General features: G+C 67.4%; 20 protein-coding genes. 11 read left to right on the forward strand and 9 right to left on the reverse strand.

Annotated elements, in window-relative coordinates:
* Positions 1-267: 267 nt before the first annotated feature.
* Positions 268-537: a hypothetical protein gene (locus IPV08_RS19235; protein WP_207413050.1), complete on the forward strand. Its 270-nt coding sequence runs from the start codon at positions 268-270 to the stop codon at positions 535-537.
* 133 nt (positions 538-670) lie between these two features.
* Positions 671-919, forward strand: coding sequence for a hypothetical protein (locus IPV08_RS19240; protein WP_207413051.1), 249 nt, complete (start codon positions 671-673; stop codon positions 917-919).
* Between the two features lie 86 nt (positions 920-1,005).
* Here the strand turns inward: IPV08_RS19240 and IPV08_RS19245 are convergent, their stop codons facing one another.
* From IPV08_RS19245 to IPV08_RS19255, 3 genes are all read right to left on the reverse strand, one after another.
* The gene (locus IPV08_RS19245; RefSeq protein WP_156467655.1) at positions 1,006-1,560 is read right to left on the reverse strand and encodes a MarR family winged helix-turn-helix transcriptional regulator; all 555 of its coding nucleotides are present in this window, start codon (positions 1,558-1,560) and stop codon (positions 1,006-1,008) included.
* Positions 1,561-1,916: 356 nt separating this feature from the next.
* The gene (locus tag IPV08_RS19250; protein ID WP_056423399.1) at positions 1,917-2,306 is read right to left on the reverse strand and encodes a response regulator; all 390 of its coding nucleotides are present in this window, start codon (positions 2,304-2,306) and stop codon (positions 1,917-1,919) included.
* Between the two features lie 82 nt (positions 2,307-2,388).
* The gene (locus IPV08_RS19255) at positions 2,389-3,672 is read right to left on the reverse strand and encodes an adenosylmethionine--8-amino-7-oxononanoate transaminase (RefSeq protein ID WP_207413052.1); all 1,284 of its coding nucleotides are present in this window, start codon (positions 3,670-3,672) and stop codon (positions 2,389-2,391) included.
* Between the two features lie 268 nt (positions 3,673-3,940).
* Here IPV08_RS19255 and IPV08_RS19260 point away from each other — a divergent pair, with 268 nt between their 5' ends.
* Positions 3,941-5,110 carry an aminotransferase class I/II-fold pyridoxal phosphate-dependent enzyme gene (locus tag IPV08_RS19260; protein ID WP_207413053.1) on the forward strand — a complete coding sequence of 390 codons (1,170 nt, stop codon included), beginning with the start codon at positions 3,941-3,943 and terminating at the stop codon, positions 5,108-5,110.
* Positions 5,111-5,112: 2 nt separating this feature from the next.
* Here the strand turns inward: IPV08_RS19260 and IPV08_RS19265 are convergent, their stop codons facing one another.
* Entirely contained in the window at positions 5,113-8,538 is a 3,426-nt protein-coding gene (locus tag IPV08_RS19265; protein ID WP_207413054.1) for an acyl-[ACP]--phospholipid O-acyltransferase, read from the reverse strand.
* Between the two features lie 184 nt (positions 8,539-8,722).
* On the opposite strand from IPV08_RS19265, the gene IPV08_RS19270 reads away from it, so the two are divergent.
* Positions 8,723-9,337 carry a WHG domain-containing protein gene (locus tag IPV08_RS19270; RefSeq protein ID WP_207413055.1) on the forward strand — a complete coding sequence of 205 codons (615 nt, stop codon included), beginning with the start codon at positions 8,723-8,725 and terminating at the stop codon, positions 9,335-9,337.
* Between the two features lie 102 nt (positions 9,338-9,439).
* Positions 9,440-9,997 (forward strand): pyridoxamine 5'-phosphate oxidase family protein, encoded by a 558-nt coding sequence (locus IPV08_RS19275; RefSeq protein WP_207413056.1) that lies wholly within the window; start codon positions 9,440-9,442, stop codon positions 9,995-9,997.
* Positions 9,998-10,008: 11 nt separating this feature from the next.
* On the opposite strand, the gene IPV08_RS19280 is transcribed toward IPV08_RS19275, so the two are convergent.
* Positions 10,009-10,881, reverse strand: coding sequence for a DUF3108 domain-containing protein (locus IPV08_RS19280; protein ID WP_207413057.1), 873 nt, complete (start codon positions 10,879-10,881; stop codon positions 10,009-10,011).
* 124 nt (positions 10,882-11,005) lie between these two features.
* On the reverse strand, positions 11,006-12,025 hold the full coding sequence (locus IPV08_RS19285; RefSeq protein WP_207413058.1) for a gamma carbonic anhydrase family protein: 1,020 nt from the start codon (positions 12,023-12,025) through the stop codon (positions 11,006-11,008).
* A gap of 226 nt (positions 12,026-12,251) precedes the next feature.
* Between IPV08_RS19285 and IPV08_RS19290 the strand changes: the two genes are divergently transcribed.
* From IPV08_RS19290 to IPV08_RS19300, 3 genes are all read left to right on the forward strand, one after another.
* Complete coding sequence (locus IPV08_RS19290) at positions 12,252-12,743, forward strand: molybdenum cofactor biosynthesis protein MoaE (RefSeq protein WP_207413059.1); 492 nt, start codon at positions 12,252-12,254, stop codon at positions 12,741-12,743.
* A gap of 136 nt (positions 12,744-12,879) precedes the next feature.
* Positions 12,880-14,064, forward strand: coding sequence for an AI-2E family transporter (locus IPV08_RS19295; protein WP_207413060.1), 1,185 nt, complete (start codon positions 12,880-12,882; stop codon positions 14,062-14,064).
* Between the two features lie 584 nt (positions 14,065-14,648).
* Positions 14,649-15,467: a helix-turn-helix transcriptional regulator gene (locus IPV08_RS19300; protein ID WP_246748057.1), complete on the forward strand. Its 819-nt coding sequence runs from the start codon at positions 14,649-14,651 to the stop codon at positions 15,465-15,467.
* A 29-nt stretch (positions 15,468-15,496) separates the two neighbouring features.
* Here the strand turns inward: IPV08_RS19300 and IPV08_RS19305 are convergent, their stop codons facing one another.
* The gene (locus IPV08_RS19305) at positions 15,497-16,474 is read right to left on the reverse strand and encodes a tyrosine recombinase (protein ID WP_207413062.1); all 978 of its coding nucleotides are present in this window, start codon (positions 16,472-16,474) and stop codon (positions 15,497-15,499) included.
* Positions 16,471-16,623, reverse strand: coding sequence for a hypothetical protein (locus IPV08_RS19310; protein WP_056423134.1), 153 nt, complete (start codon positions 16,621-16,623; stop codon positions 16,471-16,473). The genes IPV08_RS19305 and IPV08_RS19310 overlap by 4 nt, the downstream gene beginning before the upstream one ends.
* 325 nt (positions 16,624-16,948) lie before the next feature.
* On the opposite strand from IPV08_RS19310, the gene IPV08_RS24745 reads away from it, so the two are divergent.
* The 3 genes from IPV08_RS24745 (at position 16,949) to IPV08_RS19325 (ending at position 20,166) form a co-directional block, all read left to right on the forward strand.
* The gene (locus IPV08_RS24745; protein ID WP_056423131.1) at positions 16,949-17,566 is read left to right on the forward strand and encodes a shikimate kinase; all 618 of its coding nucleotides are present in this window, start codon (positions 16,949-16,951) and stop codon (positions 17,564-17,566) included.
* Positions 17,563-18,681 carry a 3-dehydroquinate synthase gene (aroB, locus tag IPV08_RS24750; RefSeq protein ID WP_207413063.1) on the forward strand — a complete coding sequence of 373 codons (1,119 nt, stop codon included), beginning with the start codon at positions 17,563-17,565 and terminating at the stop codon, positions 18,679-18,681. Before IPV08_RS24745 ends, aroB begins: the two co-directional genes overlap by 4 nt.
* Positions 18,682-18,861: 180 nt before the next feature.
* Complete coding sequence (locus IPV08_RS19325) at positions 18,862-20,166, forward strand: HlyC/CorC family transporter (protein ID WP_056423389.1); 1,305 nt, start codon at positions 18,862-18,864, stop codon at positions 20,164-20,166.
* A 35-nt stretch (positions 20,167-20,201) separates the two neighbouring features.
* Here IPV08_RS19325 and IPV08_RS19330 read toward each other — a convergent pair whose 3' ends face one another.
* The gene (locus tag IPV08_RS19330) at positions 20,202-20,630 is read right to left on the reverse strand and encodes a cupin domain-containing protein (RefSeq protein ID WP_207413064.1); all 429 of its coding nucleotides are present in this window, start codon (positions 20,628-20,630) and stop codon (positions 20,202-20,204) included.
* Positions 20,631-20,650: the final 20 nt, after the last annotated feature.

Consider the following 20,650-nt stretch of genomic DNA (forward strand, 5'->3'; position numbering starts at 1 on the left):
GGCAGAAACCAGCAGCGGTGCGAGAGTCAACGGGCAATCGCTTGAAGCCATCCCAATGCGCCTCTCATCTCCTCTTCCTGGACCCGGTCCACCATGGAACCGCGAGCGCCCGGCGGGATCGATGCCACCTTTTCGAAGCTCGGCCGTTATCAGTCTATGCGTGACGGCGCGCCGTCCTTGTCGAGGACGGCGCCGATCCGAACGCTCGAAGCCGAACCGGCCGCGAACATGCGGCCGGTTTAGGAACGAAAGAGAAGGAAAGCCGTCATGAAGAAGGCATTGCTTGCTGCCACCCTCGTCCTATCCGCCTTTGCGCTGTCGGGCGCGGCCGAGGCCCAGGGCCTTCCCGGTGGTGTCCGTCGCGGCGCGGCCGAGGGTGACCGGGTCGGCGGACCGATCGGTGGCATCGTGGGTGGCGCGGTCGGCGGCGCAGTCGGGACCGTCAACGGCGCGCTCGGGATCGATCCGGGTCGCAGGGCCTACCGGACGCGCATGAATTCGCGTCGCCACTACCGCAACCACCACCACCGCCGCTGAGGCGAATCCGAACCGGCCTTCCCGCGACAGGGAAGGCCGGCGGGCTTTTCTGCAACGCTCGCCATTGGTTTAAGAGTGTCTTTATGGAGGTGTGGCAACGTCGGTCCGACGATACCGAGGGACCGTCTGCGAAATGGCAAAATGGATTCCGCTAACGGCCCTTTTCGGTCTCGTCTGCCTCATGGTGATCCCGACACCAGGCGTCATCGGTATCCTGATCGGGAGCGCCTGCGCCTTCGCCATCATCGTCAGCGCCATCATCATGATGATCGACCGGCTTGCCGGACGTCTCGCGCGCCGGTTGGAGCGCCGCAAGCTGCGGCGCGCGCCCAAGCCTAAGCTGGGTGTCCACGCGAACTCGGGCATCGCCAGAAAAATCTGAGGGCGCTCCTCAGTTCGGCACGCGCAGGTTTCCACCCCAGTGACGCGTCACCGATTCGCTGACCGAAAAGTAGAACCCCATAAGGTTCAGTCGAGGCGGTCTGCCTGGATCGGCACGACCAGCGCATCGGGCTCGTCGTCGTCGAGTTCGATATCCGAGTCTCCGTCGACCTCGTGGCCAGTGACGCCGGACACGTCGGCGAGGTTGCGGGCGGCCTTGCGCAAGAGCTTGCGCAGGCGACGCCGCTCCTTGCCGTCGAAACCGTCGAGCATTTCGGCTTCGACATCGTCCCAGATGCGCTCGATGGCCTCCGCCTTGGCGAGGCCCGTATCGGTAAGCCGCACGCGCACGACGCGACCATCCCCGGCTTCTGCACGACGCTCGACGAAACCAAGGGCCGCGAGGCGCGAGATCGTCTTGGAGGCGGTGGGCGGACGAACCCTCAAAGTGGCGGCCAGATCTCCCATGGTCATGGTTCCGGCAACAGCCAGTGCCTGCACCACTTGTTCCTGTCCGGCGAATAGATCGAGGGCGGCCAAGCGGTCGCCGACTCTGGAACGATGCAGCCGCGCGGCCTGAACCAGGGCCCAGCCGACACTCTTCGAACCGGGAGGACGGATACGCTTGTCGGACTTGCCCATCGTCTGCTCGCTATCCCTATCGGCCTCGCCGAGCTTGCCTGTTTCGGATTTGTCCATTGCGGACTTGCCCGAGGGTGAGGCCTTGCCGGACGACACCGTCCCTCGCTGATCAGCCGAAACCATCGCCGCCCGACTCCACACTTGCAGACAGCCACGCTCTTCCCGCACGGCCAGATGGCACAGGCGGGATCAGCGGGCTATTTGGGCGCATGTGGCGTCCGGCTCGTGAAGCTGGGATGACAGTCGGCTTAAAGCTGGGATGACAGTCGGCTTAAATTCGCGCCAAATCGACGGTCGGCAAAGGACTCTTCGCCGACCGGCTCCGTGCTGAGGTGGTCCGAACCTATGCGGAGGCCTCAGCAGGGCATCAGGCTCCTGATCTGCTGAAGGATGTCCTCTCCGGTGCAAGGCCTGGAGATGAAGCGGGCGCCTGCGGGAATCCGCTCCGGATCAGGCGCGGCGCGGCCAGACACGATGACGATCGGCAAAGTCGGCCGGGCCTCCGACACCGCGTTGGCGAGTTCGAACCCGTTGACCTTGCCCGACAATTCCACATCCGTGATCAGCCCGCAGATATCGGGCCGGGCCTGCAGGATGCCGAGGGCGCGTTCCGCAGACGCGCATTGCACCGTCTCATAGCCGCCATCCTCGAGGACATCCCCGAGGTCCATGATTGTCAGGGCTTCATCCTCGACGAGGAGGATCACCGGCCTGTCGTCGTCCGAGCGCGTCGTCTCATTCACCACGATGCCCACCCTTCACCGTTTGACCCAACCTGATCCAACGATAAACATCCGTTCAGGTTGCAGGGTGGAAGCGGACAGATTTTCAGCTCTGCGCCTCAGCGTCGACCGATGCCCGGACCACATGGGTCACGGCTTCGCAGAGCCGGTCGAGATCGCCCGGCGCGATGGTCAGGGCCGGCGTCAGGTAGACGATGTCGCCGAAGGGACGAACCCAAACCCCCTGCTCCACGAAGCGCGCCTTGAGCGCAGCGAGATCGGGTGCGCGTGCGAACTGGACGGCTCCGATGGCGCCGAGAACGCGGATGTCGGCGATACCGGCGAGGCCGCGAAGGCCGGAGAGCCCATTACGCAGGCGAAGCTCGATCGCCCGCGCCTGATCCAGGCGCGGCTCGGTCTCGAACAGGTCGAGGCTAGCATTGGCGGCGGCGCAGGCGAGAGGGTTAGCCATGAAGGTCGGCCCGTGCATCAGCGCCGCAGCGGGATCGTCGGACAGGAAAGCCTCGAAGACCGGACGCCGCGCGATCGTCGCGGCCAGCGCCATGGTGCCACCGGTAAGCGCCTTGGACAGGCAGAGGATGTCGGGCACGATTCCGGCCTGCTCGCAGGCGAACAGGGTGCCGGTGCGGCCGAAACCCGTGAAGATCTCGTCGGCGATGAGAGGCAGTCCATGCCGCTCGGCCGCCCGCGCCACCCGTGCCAATGTCTCGGGCGCGTGCATCACCATGCCGCCGGCCCCCTGGACCAGGGGCTCGACGATGATCGCCGCGAGGGTAGCGCCATGCAGGGCCAGGGCGCGGTCGAGGGCGTCGGCGGTGGCGTCGTCGCGCGGAAGATCGCAGAAGACCTGGGCAGGCAAATAGGCGCCGAAGCGCCGGTGCATGCCCTCTTCCGGGTCGCAGACCGACATCGCCCCCATCGTGTCGCCATGGTAGCCGCCACGGAAGGCGAGGAAGCGGCTGCGTCCGGCGATGCCCCGGTTGAGCCACATCTGCGCCGCCATCTTGAGCGCCACCTCCACCGCCACCGAGCCGGAATCCGTGAAGAACACGTGGTCGAGGTCGCCCGGCGCCAAGGCGGCGAGGCGGGACGCCAGGCGCTCGGCCGGCGCATGGGTCAGCCCGCCGAACATCACATGGGGCATGGTGTCGAGCTGGGCCGCGACCGCGTCGCGGATGTGGGGATGGTTATAGCCATGGACGGCGGTCCACCACGACGCGATACCGTCGATGAGTTCGCGTCCGTCGGCGAGCACGATCCGCGAGCCGGAGGTGCGCACGGCTTCGAGCGGAGGCGCCGCATTCCTCATCTGCGTATAGGGCCGCCAGAGGGAGTTTTTCGGAAGCGCGGGCGGAGGTGAGGCAGGCATGGGTCGGGGGATGAGCGCGCGAGGCCGAACGGTCAAGGGAGCGAGCCGCAACCCGATCTGAAAGCCGCCGGAGGCAGGGTCGGTGACCGGCCTTCCAAAGGGATCCGGTTTTTCTCCGGGACCATCCTATGCCTCTCACGAGACCCGAGTTCGTCCCCGGCACAGTTCCTCACGCTTCACGCCCCAGCCTCATCGAAAGGAATCGGCCGCGCGAGTGGTCGCGCCACTCGCTTGACATCGCGATGGCGCGGGCTTCCTTCCCGCTCCCATGTCCGACCTCGACCGCCCCACCAGCCTCGAAGCGTTCGCCCGCGACCATCTCGCCCGCCTCGACGAGACCTCCCTGCGCCGGCATCTCAATCCCACCACGCGTGGCCCGCAGGCGGCGGCGACGCGGCACGGGCGCAGCCTCGTCTCGTTTTCCTGCAACGATTATCTCGGCCTTTCGCAGGATCCGCGGGTCATCGCAGCGGCCCAGGCTGCGACCGCGCGTTACGGCACAGGCGCCGGCGCCTCCCGTCTCGTCACCGGCAGCCACCCGCCCCTCGCCGCCCTGGAAGAGCGCCTCGCCGCCCATAAGGGGACGGAGGCGGCTCTCGTCTTCGGTAGCGGCTATCTCGCCAATCTCGGCATCGTCTCCGGGCTCGCCGGCCCGCGCGACCTGATCCTCGTGGACGCACTCGGCCATTCCTGCCTCTGGGCGGGTGCGCGGCTCTCCGGCGCGAAAGTGATGCGGTTCGCCCATAACGATATCGGCGATCTCGAAGCGCTCCTGACCAAGCACCGCTCTCGCCACCAGCACGCACTGATCCTCACGGAGCGCGTCTACAGCATGGACGGCGACCGGGGGCCGATCACCGACATCCTGACTCTCGCCGACGCGCACGATGCCTGGACCCTGGTGGACGACGCCCACGGCCTCGGCGTCATCGGGGAGGACGCGCGGGCGCCCCTCGAAATGGGCACCCTGTCGAAGACGCTCGGCTCCTATGGCGGCTATCTCTGCGCGTCCCGCGCCGTGGTCGACCTGATGACGAGCCGCGCCCGGAGCTTCGTCTACACCACCGGCCTGCCGCCGGCTTCGGCCGCCGCCGCCCTGGCCGCCCTCGATATCGTCGAGGCCGAACCGGATTTCGCCGCGCGCCCCCTGACCCTCGCCCGCCGTTTCACCACGCATCTGGGCCTGCCCGAAGCGCAGAGCCCCATCATCCCCATTCTCGTCGGCGAAGCGGACGCCGCGCTCGGCCTCTCGGCCGCTTTGGAGGAACGGGGCTATCTCGTCGTCGCCATCCGCCCGCCAACGGTCCCGGCCGGGACGGCGCGGCTGCGAGTGGCGTTCTCCGCCGCGCATACGGAGGCGCAGGTGGAGGGGTTGGCCAACGCGGTAAGGGGACAATGGCCACGAACCCTCCCCCCTTTCCGGGAGAGGGTTCGCTAGACCTACGCCGCAGCGGTGGCCTCGCCGCCGGCCCGCTCGTGCGCGAGCTTGACCACGCCGACCTGATCCACCTTGCCGGTACCCAGCATCGGCAGCTTGTCCAGCACCACCACTTCGGCCGGGATGGCAATCTCGGTGGCGCCCTTGGCCTTGGCGAAGGCCTGGTAGGCGGGGCGGGTGGCGTCCTTGCGCTCCGTGAACAGGATCAGCCGCTCGCCCTTTCGCGCATCCGGCACCGCCGCCACCGCACTCGGTGTATCCGGCCAGAGCTCGCCGGCAATGGCCTCGATGCCGGCGAGCGACACCATCTCGCCGGCGATCTTGGCGAAGCGCTTGGCGCGGCCCTTGATCGTGACGAACCCTTCCGCGTCGATGGCGACGATGTCGCCGGTATCGTGCCAGCCCTCCGGCGGCGCTTCCAGCACGCCGGGCTTCTCCGCCCTGAGATAGCCGAGCATCACGTTCGGGCCCTTCACCGAGAGACGGCCGCCCTCCTCGATACCGGGCACCGGTTCGAGGCGGGATTCGATCCCCGGCAGGAGCCGGCCGACTGTACCGAAGCGGTTGAACATCGGCGTGTTGAGGGCGACCACCGGCCCGCATTCAGTGACGCCGTAGCCTTCGAGGATGCGCAGGCCGAACTTCTCGCTCCAGGTTTTCCGGGTCGCCTGCTTCACCGCCTCGGCCCCGGCCACCACGTAGCGGAGCGAGCGCAGGTCGTAGGAATGAGCAGTCTTGGCGTAGCCGGAGAGGAACGTGTCGGTGCCGAACAGGACGGTGGCATTCGAGCCGTAGATCAGTTCCGGAACGATCCGGTAATGCAGCGGCGACGGGTAGAGATAGACCGGGACGCCGGACACCAGGGGCAGGATCAGGCCCGCCGTCAGTCCGAAGGCATGGAACACCGGCAACACGTTGAACACCTTGTCGCTCGGCCCGAAATCGATACGAGCCGCGACCTGGGCGGTGTTGGCGAGCATGCAGCGATGGGCGAGCACCACGCCCTTGGGTGTGCCCTCCGAGCCCGAGGTGAACAGGATCGCCGCCGGATCGTCGCCGCTCCGCGCCACGAGGGGCTTGCGGGGGCTGAGGAAGCCCCGGATCTTGTCGCCGGCGGTAATGCTGGCGCGAATATCTTCCAGATAGACGAGCTTCACCTTGCCCTGGATGGCCTCGATCAGGCCGCCGAGGCGGCCCTTCTCGATGAAGGCGCGTGACGTGAGGATGGTGTCCACCTCCGCCGCCGAGCAGGCCGAGAGGACGTTGGCAGGGCCGGCCGAGAAGTTGATCATCGCCGGCACGCGCCCGGCGCTGGCCAGGGCGAAGAAAGTCACGGCCGCGCCGTTGGCATTGGGCAGCATCAGCCCGATGGCCTTGCCCTCGGCGGCGAGCGGCATCAGCTTCCGGCCGAGGATGTTGGCGCCCATCACGAGGCGCGAATAGCTGAGCGTGCCCGTGACCGGGTCCTCCAGCGCGGTGCGACGCCAGCCATGGTCGGCACCGGCCTGGATGAGGGCACTCATCACGCTACGGTCGATGAAGGCGGTGTCGAAGACGAGATCGGACATGATGTCGTAGAGTGCCGCTCCTGCCGCGCGCCGCCGGTTCTTGCCCTTCAGCGCGGGATCGACGGTAAGCGCCACCGGCGACATCACCGTGACGATGACCTTCGGCCACCAGCGGCGGCGGACCTGATTGCGGGAGAGGCGCGAGAAGGCGGTCTTCTCCAGCCCCTCGATCTTCACCGGCACCACCTTGGCCCCGGATTTCTCGGCAATGAGGCCGGCGCCGTCATAGACCTTCATCAGGCTGCCCGTGACGGTGAGGCGGCCTTCGGGGAAAATGATCAGGGTCTCGCCGTTCTTGACGGCATTGATGAGCGTGCGGGTGGCCAGCGGCCGGGTGGGGTCCAGCGGCATCGCCTTGGTCACCCGCAGGAAGGGCTTCACCCACCAGCGCTGCGCTATGCCGTGGTCGACGGCGAAGACCGGCTCCTTGTCGAGGAGCGAAAGGGCCAGCGGTGCATCGAGAAACGAGACGTGGTTGAGGGCGATGATGGCGTTGGGGCCGGCCTTCTCGACATTCTCCAGGCCCCGCACTTCGAGCCGGTAGAAGGCGCGGAACAGGATCGAGAGGAAGTCGCGGAAGGCGCTCGTCGGCATCACCTTCAGGACGATCACGCCGGCGGCGAGGTTGGCGACGCCGATGAGGGTGAGGAGCGAGGCCATCGACCAGCCCGCGCCCTGCAAGGCAGCGAGGCCCAGCGCCCCGGTGACCATGAAGGCGGCGGTGAGCACGTTGACGGCGCCAATGACGCGGGCGCGCTTGTCCTTGTCGGTCCAGGCCTGCACGGCGGCGAAGGAGGGCACGATGTAGAGGCCGCCCGCGATGGCGAGGCCGGCGAAGGACGCCGCCACGCGAAGGCCCGTCCCGGTGGAGAGGAAGGCGCCGGCCCCCATCACCTCGCCGGAGACCGGCGGCAGGTGCGAGATGGTCCAGGCGAGGTCGAGGGCGAACAGGCCCATGAACAGAGCGCCGATCGGCGTCGGCAGCAGGACGATGCGTCCGCTGGCGAGCCAGGAGGCCAGCGCCGAGCCGATGGCGATGCCAACCGAGAAGATCGCGAGCAGCAGGGTCACCACCGTCTCCGAGCCGTTCAGGCTCTCGCGCACCAGCACCGGCAGCAGGGCGAGCACCACGGCGCCCACCAGCCAGAACCAGCTGACGATGAGCGAGCCGCGCCACAGCCGGGTATCGGCATAGAGGTCACGCAGCAGGGCCACGGTGGAACGGGCGACGTTGGGATCGATCCTGAGCGTCGGCGCCGCCTCGCCGGTGGAGGGGATCTGTCGGGCCGAGAGCCAGCACAGGATCGCGAACACCATGATCAGGGCGCTGAAGGCCAGCGCATCGCCGCCGAGCGCGCTGGCGAAGCCGGCCACGATGGTGCCGAGCAGGATGGCGAGGAAGGTCGCCGCCTCGACCAGCGCATTGCCGGCGGTGAGCTCGTTGCGCTTCAGGTGGTCGGGCAGGATGCCGTATTTGATCGGGCCGAACAGGGCCGCCACCGTGCCGAACAGGCCGAGCGCCACGAACAGGACCGGCACGGAATGGAGGAAGAAGCCGATCGCTGCTGCGGCGGCGGCGAAGACCTCCGCGAATTTCAGCCGCTTGGCGATGAGCGCTTTGTCGTAGCGGTCGGCGAGCTCACCCCCGAGACCCGACAGGATGAAGAACGGGCCGATGAAGACGGCACCGGCCAGGGTCACCAGGATGCCCGGATGGGCGGCCTCTCCCCCAGCGCCCGCGACCTTGAACAGGATCAGGAAGACCAGGGCGTTCTTCAGAAAATTGTCGTTGAATGCCGAGAAGAACTGGCACCAGAACAGGGGCGCGAACCGGCGCGTCGTCATCAAGCTACGGAACATCTTGGTCTCCTCGGGGCGGACCATGACTGCCCACCCTGTAACGAACCGTCAAATCCGGTACGGCCGCGATTTTTGAACGTTGTGCAAATTAACGCCCGGCAGGGATGGCGGCAACGTTGATTTTGCACGTCGTGCAATCTATGCGCTGGTGGCGTGCCGGGCGGCACGCGAGCGTGGGGACAGAGTGGCGAAGGCAACCAAATCGGCACGGCGCGGCACCGGCCCCAGAGGCGAGCATAACCGCGAGGAATTCGAGGCCCTGGTGACCAAGGCGGCAGAGGGCCTGGTCCGCATGGAGGGCCTGCGCGGCCTCGGCATGCGCCGGCTCGCCTCGGTGATCGGCTACGCACCGAACTCGATTTACAACGGTGTCGGCGATCTCGATGCGGTGGTGATGCGGGTCAACGCCCGCACCCTGGAGCGCCTGCACGCGGCGCTCACCGGCGCGATCCGTCCCGACGCCGCCCCGCGCGACAACGCCCTTGCCCTCGCCGATGCCTACCTCGCCTTCGTGGCTTCAGACCCGCGAGTCTGGAGCCTTGTCTTCGAACATTCCCTGGCACCGGATTCAGCCTTTCCCGACTGGTACGCCGCCGCGCTGGCCCAGGCGACCGACCTCGTCGACGGGGTGCTCGAACCCATGATTCCGGATGCGAGCGAGAGACGGCAGGCGGTGGCGACCCTCTGGGCCGGCCTTCACGGGCTCGCCTCTCTCTCCATTTCCAACAAGCTCGCCGTCCTGACCCCCGAGCCGCCGCGCGACCTGGCGCGGCTGCTGGTCGGGCGGTTCCTGCGCTGATCCGCCATTCCTTCTCGGAAGCGTTTGTCAGCATAGCCGTGGATGCGAGATCCGGCACGATGCTGTAGGTTTCAAAGCCCGCCCCTGTCGTCCGAAAGCCCCATGGCCAAGCAGTTTCCGGCCCTCGACGAGCGCCACCTCGATTTCATCGCCCGGCAGCATATCGTCTTCACCGCATCGGCGGCGGAGGGCACGCGGATCAACCTGTCACCGCGCGGAACCGACACGTTTCGGGTCATCGACCCGAACACCGTGATCTATCTCGACCGTACCGGGAGCGGGAACGAAACCGCTGCACATCTGCGGGTGGATGGACGGCTGACGGTGATGTTCTGCGCCTTCGAAGGCGCGCCGACGATCCTGCGGCTCTATGGGCGCGGGGAGATCTTGGCGCGCGGCAGCGACGCCTATGCCGGTCTGCTGGCAGGCGCGTATGACGGACAGGAGCCGCCCGGAGCGCGCCAGATGGTGCGCCTCACGATCGATCTCGTGCAGACCTCCTGCGGCTTCGGCGTGCCCCTGTTCGACTATCGCGAGGAACGTCCCACCCTCGACCGCTGGGCCCAGGCCAAGACGGAGGCCGAACTCGACGCCTATCGCCGCCAGAAGAACGCGCGCAGCATGGATGGGCTGCCCACGGGGTTGTTCGCGGAGGAATAGGTCGGACGGCCCTACCGTGCGTTGGGCAAATGGACCTTCACGGAAGTGCGGCCCGAGGGCTCCGGTTTCGGGCCCCATTGCGTCGCCTCGATCCCCGCATTGCCCCAGCCGGTGGGCAGGGAGATCGTCAGCGGTAACAGCATCGCCCCGCCGGGAGCGGGCGCGAGCCGTACGCGGATGTCGTCGTTCTCGGCCATGCGGCGCACACTGCTGCCATTGGGGCGGTGGCCCGAGATCGGCACCCAGCGCGCCCGGCAATCGAGGGCCGGTCCGCGATAGGGTCCCTCCTGGACGGTCACCAGCACTCCGCGGGAAAGGACGATATCCGCCCGGGTCACCCCGTTGAAGACCGGGATGCGCCGCTCGCAGAGGGTGGGGTCGAGGGATGCCCGGCCCAGCGGAATCGCCAGCATGGTCAGGGGATCGACGACGCCGACCTTGTCCTGCGGCGCTACGGGAATCCTGTCGGGCATCGGCGTCGGGGGCGGCTCCACGCTCTCGTCATGCGCGCGTCCGCTCGACAGGGTCATGGAGACCTGAACCGGCTTACGGCCGTACAGGCTGTCGGACCGGAACGTGCCGGTGAGCGCCCCGGTCCGCGACCGCTCCCCCGACGCGGATGCCGTCCCCGATCCTTCGAAGAAGACGCCTGCCAAGCCACGCAGGCCGGCCTTCAGATCGTAGGCGTAGCGCCCACCGGTCTGATCGACGGAGAGATCCGCCTCACCCACGGGAAGGTTGAGGAAGAGCAGGCGATAAGTGACGGAAAAGCGCTGGGGTGCCGGTTCGGCCGAAGCCGTGACCGGTGCGGCGAGGGCCAGAAGCACCGCGCCGATCAACGCGATGAAGCACGTCTCATGAGCATCATTGGACGAAGCGACCATGCGCTGCCCTCCTGCATGCCATCATGCCTTAAGAGATGCCGCCACTGACGCTGGTGCGGACCGGCACCTACCGGGTGATCGTCGCATTCGAGAACCGGACGGCAGACGCACTTCCGGCATCCGGTCAGTTCCCCCCCGCCTCCATCTGGCGATACACCCGCCCATGCTCGCAATAGCCGGCGACGATGCGGGTCATCATCGCGCGCTTGTCCGCGTCGAGGGGGCCGAGGATGCGGGCGGGCCGGCCGCCCCAGAGATAGCCGGTCTCGAGGAGCTGGCCCGGATCGGTGGTGGAGCCGCCGGCAAGCAGGACGTCGTCGGCCACCACGGTGCCGGGGGCCAGCACGCAGCCGATGCCGATGAGGCTGCGCGCGCCGATACGGCAATCGGCCATCCGCACGTTATGCGCGATCGTAGTGTCGCGGCCGATGACAACGCCTTCGGCCCGTGCACGGATGACGGTGTTGTCCTGAATGTTAGTGTCGGCGCCGATGAGGATGGGGCCGACCTCCGCATGCAGGTCGCAGGAGAACAGCACGCTCGATCCCGCGCCGAGGGCGATGCGGCCGCGCAGGCGCGCCGTGCTGGCGACGTAGACGCTGGGATCGACATCGACCTCGTCGCCGGCGACGGGCGACGGGGTATCTCCCGTGGCCTCGCGCACGCGCTCGGCCCGCTCGGCGATCTCGGCCGCGGTGACGGGACGCTGGGGTTTCGCCGGGCTGCCGGCATAGGCGAAGCCGGCGGCGAGGTGCGAGCGCGGAAAGACGGTGGCACCGGCCTCGATCAGCACCCCGTCCTCCACGGTGGCCCCGTCGAGGACGATGACATCGTCTTCGATCACCACGTCGGACCCGACCGTGCAGGCATGGACCACGGCGTTACGGCCCACCGTCACCCGGTCACCGACGAGGGTGGGATGCGAATCGGTGGCGATATGGAGCGTCGAGCGATGGCCGAGCCACAAACGCTCGCCGACGGTCACCGCCTCGCCGTCGGCACGGATCACGCTGTCGTCGCCGAGCCAGGCCTGGGCACCGATCGTGGCGGCGCCGATGACCGTGCTTCCGCGCCCGCACCAGACCGGACGGGCCGAGAAGACCGGCAGGACGCCGTCATGGGGCAGGATCAACTCAGGCGTCACGCGAGGGGAATTCCTTCGAAGCCGGTGGCGTGGACCGGGTATGGGACCGACTGGGCATGGCACCCATGCCGGTCGAGTGGTAAAGGCCGGGCGCCGGAATGGTGTTGCCGGAACGACGCGCAACAGCGTGGAACCACCGCGCGGACTTTGCAATGTCGCGCATCCCTTAAGGGGGATCAAACCCGGTCGCGAGGGCTTTCGCGCCGATGCGTCAAGGAATCGATGGATGTCGGCAGGCGAGATGACGGCGGGAAATCAGCCCGCACCCGCGATCAGCATCCAGAGTGCGCCCTTCGACGTGGCCGCGGAGATGGCCGCGCTGAGCGGGACGCTTCACGGCAGGACCGGGGCGATCGTTACCTTCACCGGCCTGTGCCGCGACGAGGGCGGGCGCCTGACCGGGCTCGAACTCGAACATTATCCCGGCATGGCCGAGGCGGAGATCGGCCGGGTGGTGGAGGCGGCGCAGGACCGCTGGCCGCTCCAGGCGGTGCGGGTGATCCACCGGCACGGCCTCGTCGCGCCGGGCGACGGCATCGTCCTCGTGGTGACGGCGGCAAGCCACCGCGTCGCCGCTTTCGAGGCGGCGAGCTTCCTCATGGACTATCTCAAGACGAAGGCTCCGTTCTGGAAGCGTGAGCATCTGGCGGACGGCACCATGGGGGGCTGGGTCGAGGCCACGGGCGCCGACGATGAGGCCGCGTCACGCTGGACGTGAGGGCAGACCGGCGGCGATTCGCCTCCGGTCCGTCCACAGAGGAGAGTGGGCCTCATGCCTTGCGCCCCTTGTCTGTAACGGGTTTCGCGCGCCCGTTCGCACCGCGCTTCGGTAGACCGCGCGAGGGGACGGGCAGATGCAGCAGGGTACGCCGATCAAGGACGAGCCGGGTCCGCACCCCGCCAACTGGTCGCCGACGGCCTCGGGAATCGCCGTGGTGGCGTTCATCGCCCTCCTGATCCTCGCCTGGACCGCCGCCTCGACCCTGCTCCTGATCTTCGCCGGAATCCTGCTCGGGGTCTTCCTCGATGGGCTGACGCGCCTGCTCGGCCAGGCCATCGGGCTCGGTCGCGGGCTCCGGCTCACCATCGTCAGCCTGATTCTTGGAGGGCTCACCCTCGGCTTTCTCGCCTTCGGCGGCGCGACGGTGGTGCAGCAGGGAAGGGAGCTCGGCCAGACCGTCACGAAACAGGCGGGGTCTGTCCGTGACCGCCTGAAGGAATACGGGATCGATCTGCCGGCCTTCCCGGTACCGAGCGAAACGCCGAGCGATCAGGACACCGACAAAGCCAAGGACACTGACAAAGCCAAGGACACCGAGACCGACAAGGACAAGAAGGCCGGGGGCCTCGGCGGCCTCGCCTCGGGTGCGATCAAGAGCCCCGGCTCCCTTCTCTCCGATGCCGGCAGCATGCTCGGACCGGCGGCCACCGTCATCACCGGCCTGTTCAATGCGCTGGGCAACGTCCTGGTGATCGTGTTCCTCGGCCTCGCCTGCGCGGCCGATCCCGCCAGCTACCGCGACGGCGCGGTGCGGTTCGTGCCGCCCCATTACCGTCCCCGCGCCACCGCCCTCCTCGACGGGATGGGCGAGACCCTCCGGCATTGGCTGTTCGGCCAGCTCATCACCATGGCGGTGATCTTCGTCTGCATCTGGGCCGGCCTGAGCTTCCTCGGCATCGGTGGCGCCCTCATCCTCGGCCTGCAAGCGGGGCTCCTCGCCTTCATCCCCACCATCGGCCCGCTGATCGCCGGCGTCGTCATCGTGCTGGCGGGCCTCGCCTCCGGCACCAACGCGGCTCTCGGCGCCTTCGGTGTCTACCTCGTGGTGCAATGCCTGGAGAGCTACGGGCTGACGCCCTTCATCCAGAAGCAGGCTCTGGACATCCCGCCGGCCACCATCTTCGCAGGCCAGCTCGTGCTCGGCGTGCTGTTCGGCCTTTGGGGCATCGCCCTCGCGCTGCCGCTGATGGCGGTGATCAAGGTCGTGCTGGAACAGGTCTATATCGAGGACACGCTCGACGAGGACGCGAGCGTCTAAGCGCGACGCTGTCGGCCAAACTTGACGACAACACCCGAGACGACGACGCGGAGCGGATGGATCGACGGTCCACCCGACGCATTTGCATTGCCATCTTAAATGGCCACCGTCATCCAAATGATCGCCCTTGTTCCAGTAATCGTGAAGCGGCGTCGGAGATCCGGGATCGAGATCGAGGCGTCTCCCCAAGGGGGGCTTAGACATACCGACCAATAAGGCCGACGATCGTCCTACAATCTCACGTTGCGATGAGGGTATTTCTGCGAGAAATATTGCGATCTTATCAAAAGATAGGTATCCGTTGCTTCAGGTCGTCGCTCCCATTGGCTTGGCCATAGCTCTGACGATTGTCGTGAGATCGCGGTTTCACAATGTATGGTGGGGTACCGAGAAGCCTTTCGTATGACGTTCCAAGCCAGATCAAACATTTTGGCACCGTCGGTCATTGGCACTGGGATTTCGTCGGCAACACTCATGTCTGGTCGCCCGGGCTCTATCCGATCCTAGGGCTTCCCGATGGCCTCATCAGGCCCGACTACACGCTTCTGTTCCGGCTCATTCATCCGGATGATTGCCCGCGGACCATGGAACCCGACTTCGTCAGGCAATCGGACACGGTACCGCCCTCGATCTTCCGCATCGTCCGACCGGATTCCGGAATCTGTACCGTCATGAGCCGCGTGGAGGTAACGACCACGCCCAATGGCCGGCCCTTGAGCGCGCATGGCATCCTCGCCAATATCAGCGATCCTGCCATGCTGGCCCGCGCCGAGGCAGCGCAGCGGCAGAGAGACCAGGCGATCTTCGATTCCGTCCGGGCCTTCACCTCGACCACGCACACGTTTCCTTTCACAAAATTCTCGGAGAAATGGCTCGACCTCGTCGGCCTTCCCGAGAGCGAGCTCCTGCAGGACCCCGCGCGGCCGTTCCTAAAGGGCGAGGGCGCGCCATGGTCGGCGCGTATCGGGGGGATGTACGCGTCCAATCACGCCTCATATCTGCTGCCGGACCTCAGGCTGGCGAACGGCGACACCGTGCGATACCGCCTGTTAGTGGCTCCCCTGCTGAACGATGCGGGGCAGATCGAAAGCTGGACCCACTTCATCGGTCCGATCCAATTGCGGATCAGGCCCACCGGCCGCCTTCTGCTCGGCCTAGAACAGAGCCTCGAAGCCGGGCACATCCGCGCGGCACGCGCGCTGCTCGACTGGTCGATGGCGGATCTGAGCGGAGCCTCGGGAGTGTCGCTCTCGACGATCCGGCGGCTCGAAGGCTGCATCGCCTCCGTCTCGGTCGCCAACCGCAATCAGGTGGTCGGTGCCTTGCGCAACGCAGGTATCGTGTTCTCGCTCATGGGTGGGGCGACGATCGCGGTCAGCAAGGGGAGGCAGATCGCCGGGTGAAACACGGCCGGAACGGCGCGGTGGCCCGTTCAGATGGGAGCGCTGTCGGGTTCAGCCGGTTCGTCCATGAGGGGGTGGAGATCGCGGACCATGCTCTTCAGCCGCTCGTCGAGGACATGCGTGTAGATCTGCGTCGTCGAGATGTCGGCATGTCCCAGAAGCTCCTGCACGATCCGCAAGTCGGCCCCGTTCTGCAGGAGGTGGCTGGCGAAGGCGTGGCGCAACACGTGCGGGCTCACCCGGTCCTCACGGATCCCCGCCGCCGCCGCCGCCACCTTGAGGTCGCGGGCGAAAGCCTGCCGGGTCAGGTGGCCGCTCTCGCTGTCGGCCGGAAACAGGAAGGGACCCTCTCCGCTGAGATGAGCCAGGTGCTCGCGCATGGCGCCCCGCGCGAGATCGGTGAGCGGGACCAGCCGCTCACGTCCGCCCTTGCCCTTCACCACGAGGTAGCGCTGTTTCGTGGTGGCGGCCGAGCGTGGCAGGGCGATGAGTTCCGACACGCGCAGGCCGGTGGCGTAGAGGGTTTCGAGCAGGCACAGCATCCGTACCGCGCGCCGCCGCTCGCCCGGAGCGTCTCCGGTCTCCGACGCCACGGCTCGCTCGCGGGCGGTGCGCAGCAGGTCGTCCACCTCGGCCACTGACAGCACCTTGGGCAGGGTGCGCCCCCTGCGCGGACCACCCACGGGCGCGCTCGGATCTGCCTCGGCGAACCCCTCCGCGTAGAGGAACTTGTGGAAGCCGCGAATGCAGGACAGCCGGCGCGCGGCGGAGGAGGCCTTCAACCCTTGGGTTTCGAGATCCGCCAGATAGGCGCGGACCTCGCCCGCATCGGTCTCGAGCGGGTCACGTCCCGAAGCGGTCAGAGCCGCGAGGTAGTGGTCGAGGTCGCGGCGATAGGCGGCGAGCGTATTGGCGGCGGCACCCCGCTCGGCCGCGAGCATGTCGAGATACGCGACGATGAGAGCGGGGCTGTCGGTCCCCGCCTCGTCCCCGGGCGAGCCCGTCACCGGTTCGGCGGCTGTAGCTTCGCGGCGGGAATGCTGACGCTCATTTCCCGGGGCGTGGGCTGAACGAAGGTCGCGAGCGCGAACATGCCCGCGAAGACCAATCCGCCGAGGATGGCGAGCGTGGCGAGGAAACGAAACAGGGTCGGCACTCGGACGAACCTCGGTCGGAGGGAACTCTGCGGAAATGGACGGCTTCGGTCCGCGAGATCGGCAGGCAAGTCATTGCACAGCCAAGCCAAGGGGTTGCACCATGCCGGGCCCACAATGGCAAGCACTTCGGAGCCACAGGGTGCACCGCAAGAGAATCCCGGTCGACGAGCGGCGATCGGCCTCACCGGATCGGGAGGCTTCGCGGCTTTGGAGGCAGGCCCTATGAAGACGCCTTTAAGAATCGCGTCGTGGTTTACGGCCTCGCTTCGCCCGGACGGTGAAACGCGCTAGGATCGCGAGAACAGGTATATCAAGATTTCAACGATGACCGAGATCGAGCCATCGGAGGGCGACATCGCTCCCGATCCCATTGAAGTCAGGCTCCGCCGCGCTCTCGGCGCGCGCTCGATCGTGCTCGTCGGTCTCATGGGTGCCGGCAAGAGCACGGTAGGGCGACGTCTGGCGACGCGACTTGGGCTGATGTTCAAGGATGCCGACAACGAGATCGAGGCGGCGGCCAAGCTCACGATCCCCGACATCTTCGCCATCTACGGCGAGCCGAGCTTCCGCGAGGGCGAGGAGCGTGTGATCGCCCGGCTCATCCGCGAGGGGCCGCTGGTGCTGGCCACCGGCGGAGGCGCCTTCATGCGCGAGGCGACACGCGCCCGTATCGCTCAGGGCGGCGTCTCGGTGTGGCTGAAGGCGGAACTCGACGTGCTGATGCGCCGCGTCCGCAAGCGCGGCAACCGGCCCCTGCTCCAGACCGACGACCCCGAGGAGACGATGCGGCAGTTGATGGAGATCCGGCATCCCGTCTATGGCAGTGCCGACGTGATGATCCCCTCGCGCGACGTGTCGCATGATCGCGTGGTGGAGGACGTGATGGAGGCCCTCGATGCCTATCTCAACGGCCCCTCGAACCAAGGCGTCGCCGCGCAGTGAGTGACGGACAGACGGTCCACGTCCCCCTCGACCAGGGCCGCGACTACGACATCCATATCGGGCGGGGCCTCCTCGCCGAGGCGGGTGCACGCGTGGCCGCCCTCGGCGCGCGGGCCGCCGCCATCGTGACCGACGAGACGGTCGCGGGCCTCTATGGCGAACGCCTGCGCGAGAGCCTGGAGGCGGCGGGCCTGCGCTCCGGTCTCGTCACCGTGGTGCCGGGCGAGGCCTCGAAAAGCTATGCGGTCTACGCACAGGTGTGCGACGGCCTCCTCGCCCACCGGATCGAGCGCAACGACCTCGTGGTGGCGCTCGGCGGCGGCGTGGTCGGCGATCTCGCCGGCTTCGCGGCGGCGACGCTCCGGCGCGGCGTCCGCTTCGTCCAGGCACCCACGACCCTGCTCTCCCAGGTCGATTCCTCGGTCGGCGGCAAGACCGGCATCAACTCGCCGCTGGGCAAGAACCTGATCGGCGCCTTCCACCAACCGCGTCTGGTCCTGGCCGATACCGCCACGCTCGACACCCTGTCCGAACGCGAGATGCGCGCCGGCTACGCCGAGGTGGCGAAATACGGCCTCATCGCCGATTCCGGTTTCTTCGATTGGTGCGAGGCCCACTGGGCCGGCATCTTCTCCGGCGGCCCGGAGCGCGACGAGGCGGTGGCGATCTGCTGCCGGGCAAAAGCCGGCGTCGTGGTGCGCGACGAGCGCGAGGACGGCGAGCGCGCCCTGCTCAACCTCGGCCACACTTTCGGCCATGCCCTGGAACGGCTCACCGGCTACGAATCCGCCCGCCTCGTCCACGGCGAGGGCGTCGCCATCGGTCTGGCGCTGGCCTTCCGCTTCTCGGCCCGCCTCGGCCTCTGCCCCGGCCAGGATGCCGGTCGCGTGGCTAACCATCTGGCCCTGGCGGGCCTGCCTACCCGGCTTCAGGCCGTCCCCGGCGGATGCGGGGGCGTCGACGCCATCCTCGACGCCATGGCCCAGGACAAGAAGGTCCGGGACGGCGCGCTGACCTTCATCCTCGCACGGGGGATCGGCCAGAGCTTCATCGCACCGGGCATCGACCGCACAGAGGTAAAGGCCTTCCTGACGGACGAACTACGCGAGGCGTGACCGGATCGCCTCCCTGTACTGGAGGCCTGGAGCTTCAACTGGGGATGATGCGCTCCATGAACCGCATCCCCTCCGATCCCGACGCCTGCGGCATCGATTCGCTCCTGGGTTGGTATATGAGGGGGCTTTCCGGAACCGGCACAGTGCCGGTGCGGCATGGCTTGGTGCGACGACCGCCTGATGGACACGCATACCGATCTCTGGCTCGCCGCGAGCATCGTGGTGATGTCGCTGCTGCTCTCGGCCTTCTTCGCGGGGGCTGAGACCGCCTTCACCGCGGCCTCGCGGGCACGGATGCTCTCCCTGGAGAACAATGGCGACCTGCGGGCACGCCTCGTCAACCGCATCCTCGCCTCGCGCGAGCGGTTCATCGGCGCCATGCTGATAGGCTACAACATCGTCGCCATCGGCGCTTCCGCCTTCACCACCAGCGTGCTGACCACGATCTTCGGCAAGAGCGGGGTGCTCTACGCCACCGGGGTGATGTCGGTGCTCGTCATCGTTTTCGCCGAGGTGCTGCCGAAGACCCTCGCCATCAACAAGCCTGACCAGGCCGCCCTGGTGATGGCGCGGCCCGTCGCCTTCGCGGTAGCGCTCCTCGGACCGGCCGCCATCGCCATCGAGAAGGTCGTGCGGCTGATGCTGCGCCCCTTCGGCGTCAGTATCGGGCAGCATCAGTCGATCCTCTCGCCCACCGAGGAAATTCGCGGGCAGGTCGCCCTGCTCCACCGCGAGGGCGGTGTCGCCAAAGCCGAGCGCGACATGCTCGGCGGCCTGCTCGATCTGCACGAATTATCCGTGTCCGAGGTCATGGTGCACCGCACAAAGATGCGCACCATCAATGCGGACCTTCCTTCGGAGGAGATCGTCCGCGAGGTTCTGTCCTCGCCCTATACGCGCATGCCGCTCTGGCGCGGCACCTCGGAGAACATCATCGGCGTGCTCCACGCCAAGGATCTGCTGCGCGCCCTCGACGCCGCCGGGGGCGACGCCTCAGGCCTGAAGGTCGAGACCCTGGCCCTCGAGACCTGGTTCGTGCCCGATACGACGAGCCTGCGCGACCAGCTCAAGGCCTTCCTCACCAAGAAGACCCATTTCGCCCTCGTCGTCGACGAGTACGGCGAGGTGATGGGTCTCGTCACGCTGGAAGACATCCTGGAGGAGATCGTCGGCGACATCGCCGACGAGCACGACGTCGCGGTTTCCGGGGTGCGCCCCCAGGGCGACGGCTCGGTGAATGCGGATGGCTCCGTCGCCATTCGCGATCTCAACCGCGCCATGGACTGGAACCTGCCCGATGAGGAGGCGACGACCATCGCCGGCCTCGTCATCCACGAGGCGCGGGCGATCCCCGATACCGGCACCGCCTTCAATTTCCACGGCTTCCGGTTTCAGGTCCTGCGCAAGGCGAAGAACCGCATCACCGCCCTGCGGATCACCCCGCTCGTGCCGCTCATCGCGAAGAAGGACGAGATCGAGGGCTAGGCCCCGGGCAAGGCGAACGGAGAAACTCTTCTCCCTCAGCTGCGCGGCACCGGCCGCCAGCCCGGAGGCGCCATCTCGAACCCGTCGAACCGGAAGGCCGGGGAGACGGTGCAGCTCACCAATGTCCACGATCCGAGGCTCGTGGCGGTCTGCCAATGCCCCGCCGGCACGACGATCTGCGGCTGCTGGCCATGGGCGAGGTCGGGGCCGAGATAGGTAGCGGAGGCATCGTGACCGTTCGGGCTCGTGGTGATCACCATCGGCGCGCCGGCATGCCAGAACCAGATCTCGCTGGCATCGACCCGGTGCCATTCCGAGGTCTCGCCGAGATCGAGCAGGTAGTAGATCGCGCTGCCCACCGAACGGCCATCGACCTCCGTCGGATCGCGAAACGTTTCGCGATAATGGCCGCCCTCCGGGTGGGGCTGGAGCCCCAGCTTGGCGATCACCTCGGCGGCTTTCATGTCGTTCTCCCTCGTCCGGC

This window comes from Methylobacterium sp. SD274, from assembly GCF_017355285.1.
Lineage (GTDB): Bacteria > Pseudomonadota > Alphaproteobacteria > Rhizobiales > Beijerinckiaceae > Methylobacterium.

Coding starts and splice junctions, on each gene's coding strand:
- IPV08_RS19235 (WP_207413050.1), top strand. CDS start 268: ATGAAGAAGGCATTGCTTGCTGCCACCCTCGTCCTATCCGCCTTTGCG.
- IPV08_RS19240 (WP_207413051.1), top strand. CDS start 671: ATGGCAAAATGGATTCCGCTAACGGCCCTTTTCGGTCTCGTCTGCCTC.
- IPV08_RS19245 (WP_156467655.1), bottom strand. CDS start 1,560: ATGGGCAAGTCCGACAAGCGTATCCGTCCTCCCGGTTCGAAGAGTGTC.
- IPV08_RS19255 (WP_207413052.1), bottom strand. CDS start 3,672: ATGCCTGCCTCACCTCCGCCCGCGCTTCCGAAAAACTCCCTCTGGCGG.
- IPV08_RS19260 (WP_207413053.1), top strand. CDS start 3,941: ATGTCCGACCTCGACCGCCCCACCAGCCTCGAAGCGTTCGCCCGCGAC.
- IPV08_RS19265 (WP_207413054.1), bottom strand. CDS start 8,538: ATGTTCCGTAGCTTGATGACGACGCGCCGGTTCGCGCCCCTGTTCTGG.
- IPV08_RS19275 (WP_207413056.1), top strand. CDS start 9,440: ATGGCCAAGCAGTTTCCGGCCCTCGACGAGCGCCACCTCGATTTCATC.
- IPV08_RS19280 (WP_207413057.1), bottom strand. CDS start 10,881: ATGGTCGCTTCGTCCAATGATGCTCATGAGACGTGCTTCATCGCGTTG.
- IPV08_RS19290 (WP_207413059.1), top strand. CDS start 12,252: ATGTCGGCAGGCGAGATGACGGCGGGAAATCAGCCCGCACCCGCGATC.
- IPV08_RS19295 (WP_207413060.1), top strand. CDS start 12,880: ATGCAGCAGGGTACGCCGATCAAGGACGAGCCGGGTCCGCACCCCGCC.
- IPV08_RS19300 (WP_246748057.1), top strand. CDS start 14,649: ATGGAACCCGACTTCGTCAGGCAATCGGACACGGTACCGCCCTCGATC.
- IPV08_RS24745 (WP_056423131.1), top strand. CDS start 16,949: ATGACCGAGATCGAGCCATCGGAGGGCGACATCGCTCCCGATCCCATT.
- IPV08_RS19325 (WP_056423389.1), top strand. CDS start 18,862: ATGGACACGCATACCGATCTCTGGCTCGCCGCGAGCATCGTGGTGATG.
- IPV08_RS19330 (WP_207413064.1), bottom strand. CDS start 20,630: ATGAAAGCCGCCGAGGTGATCGCCAAGCTGGGGCTCCAGCCCCACCCG.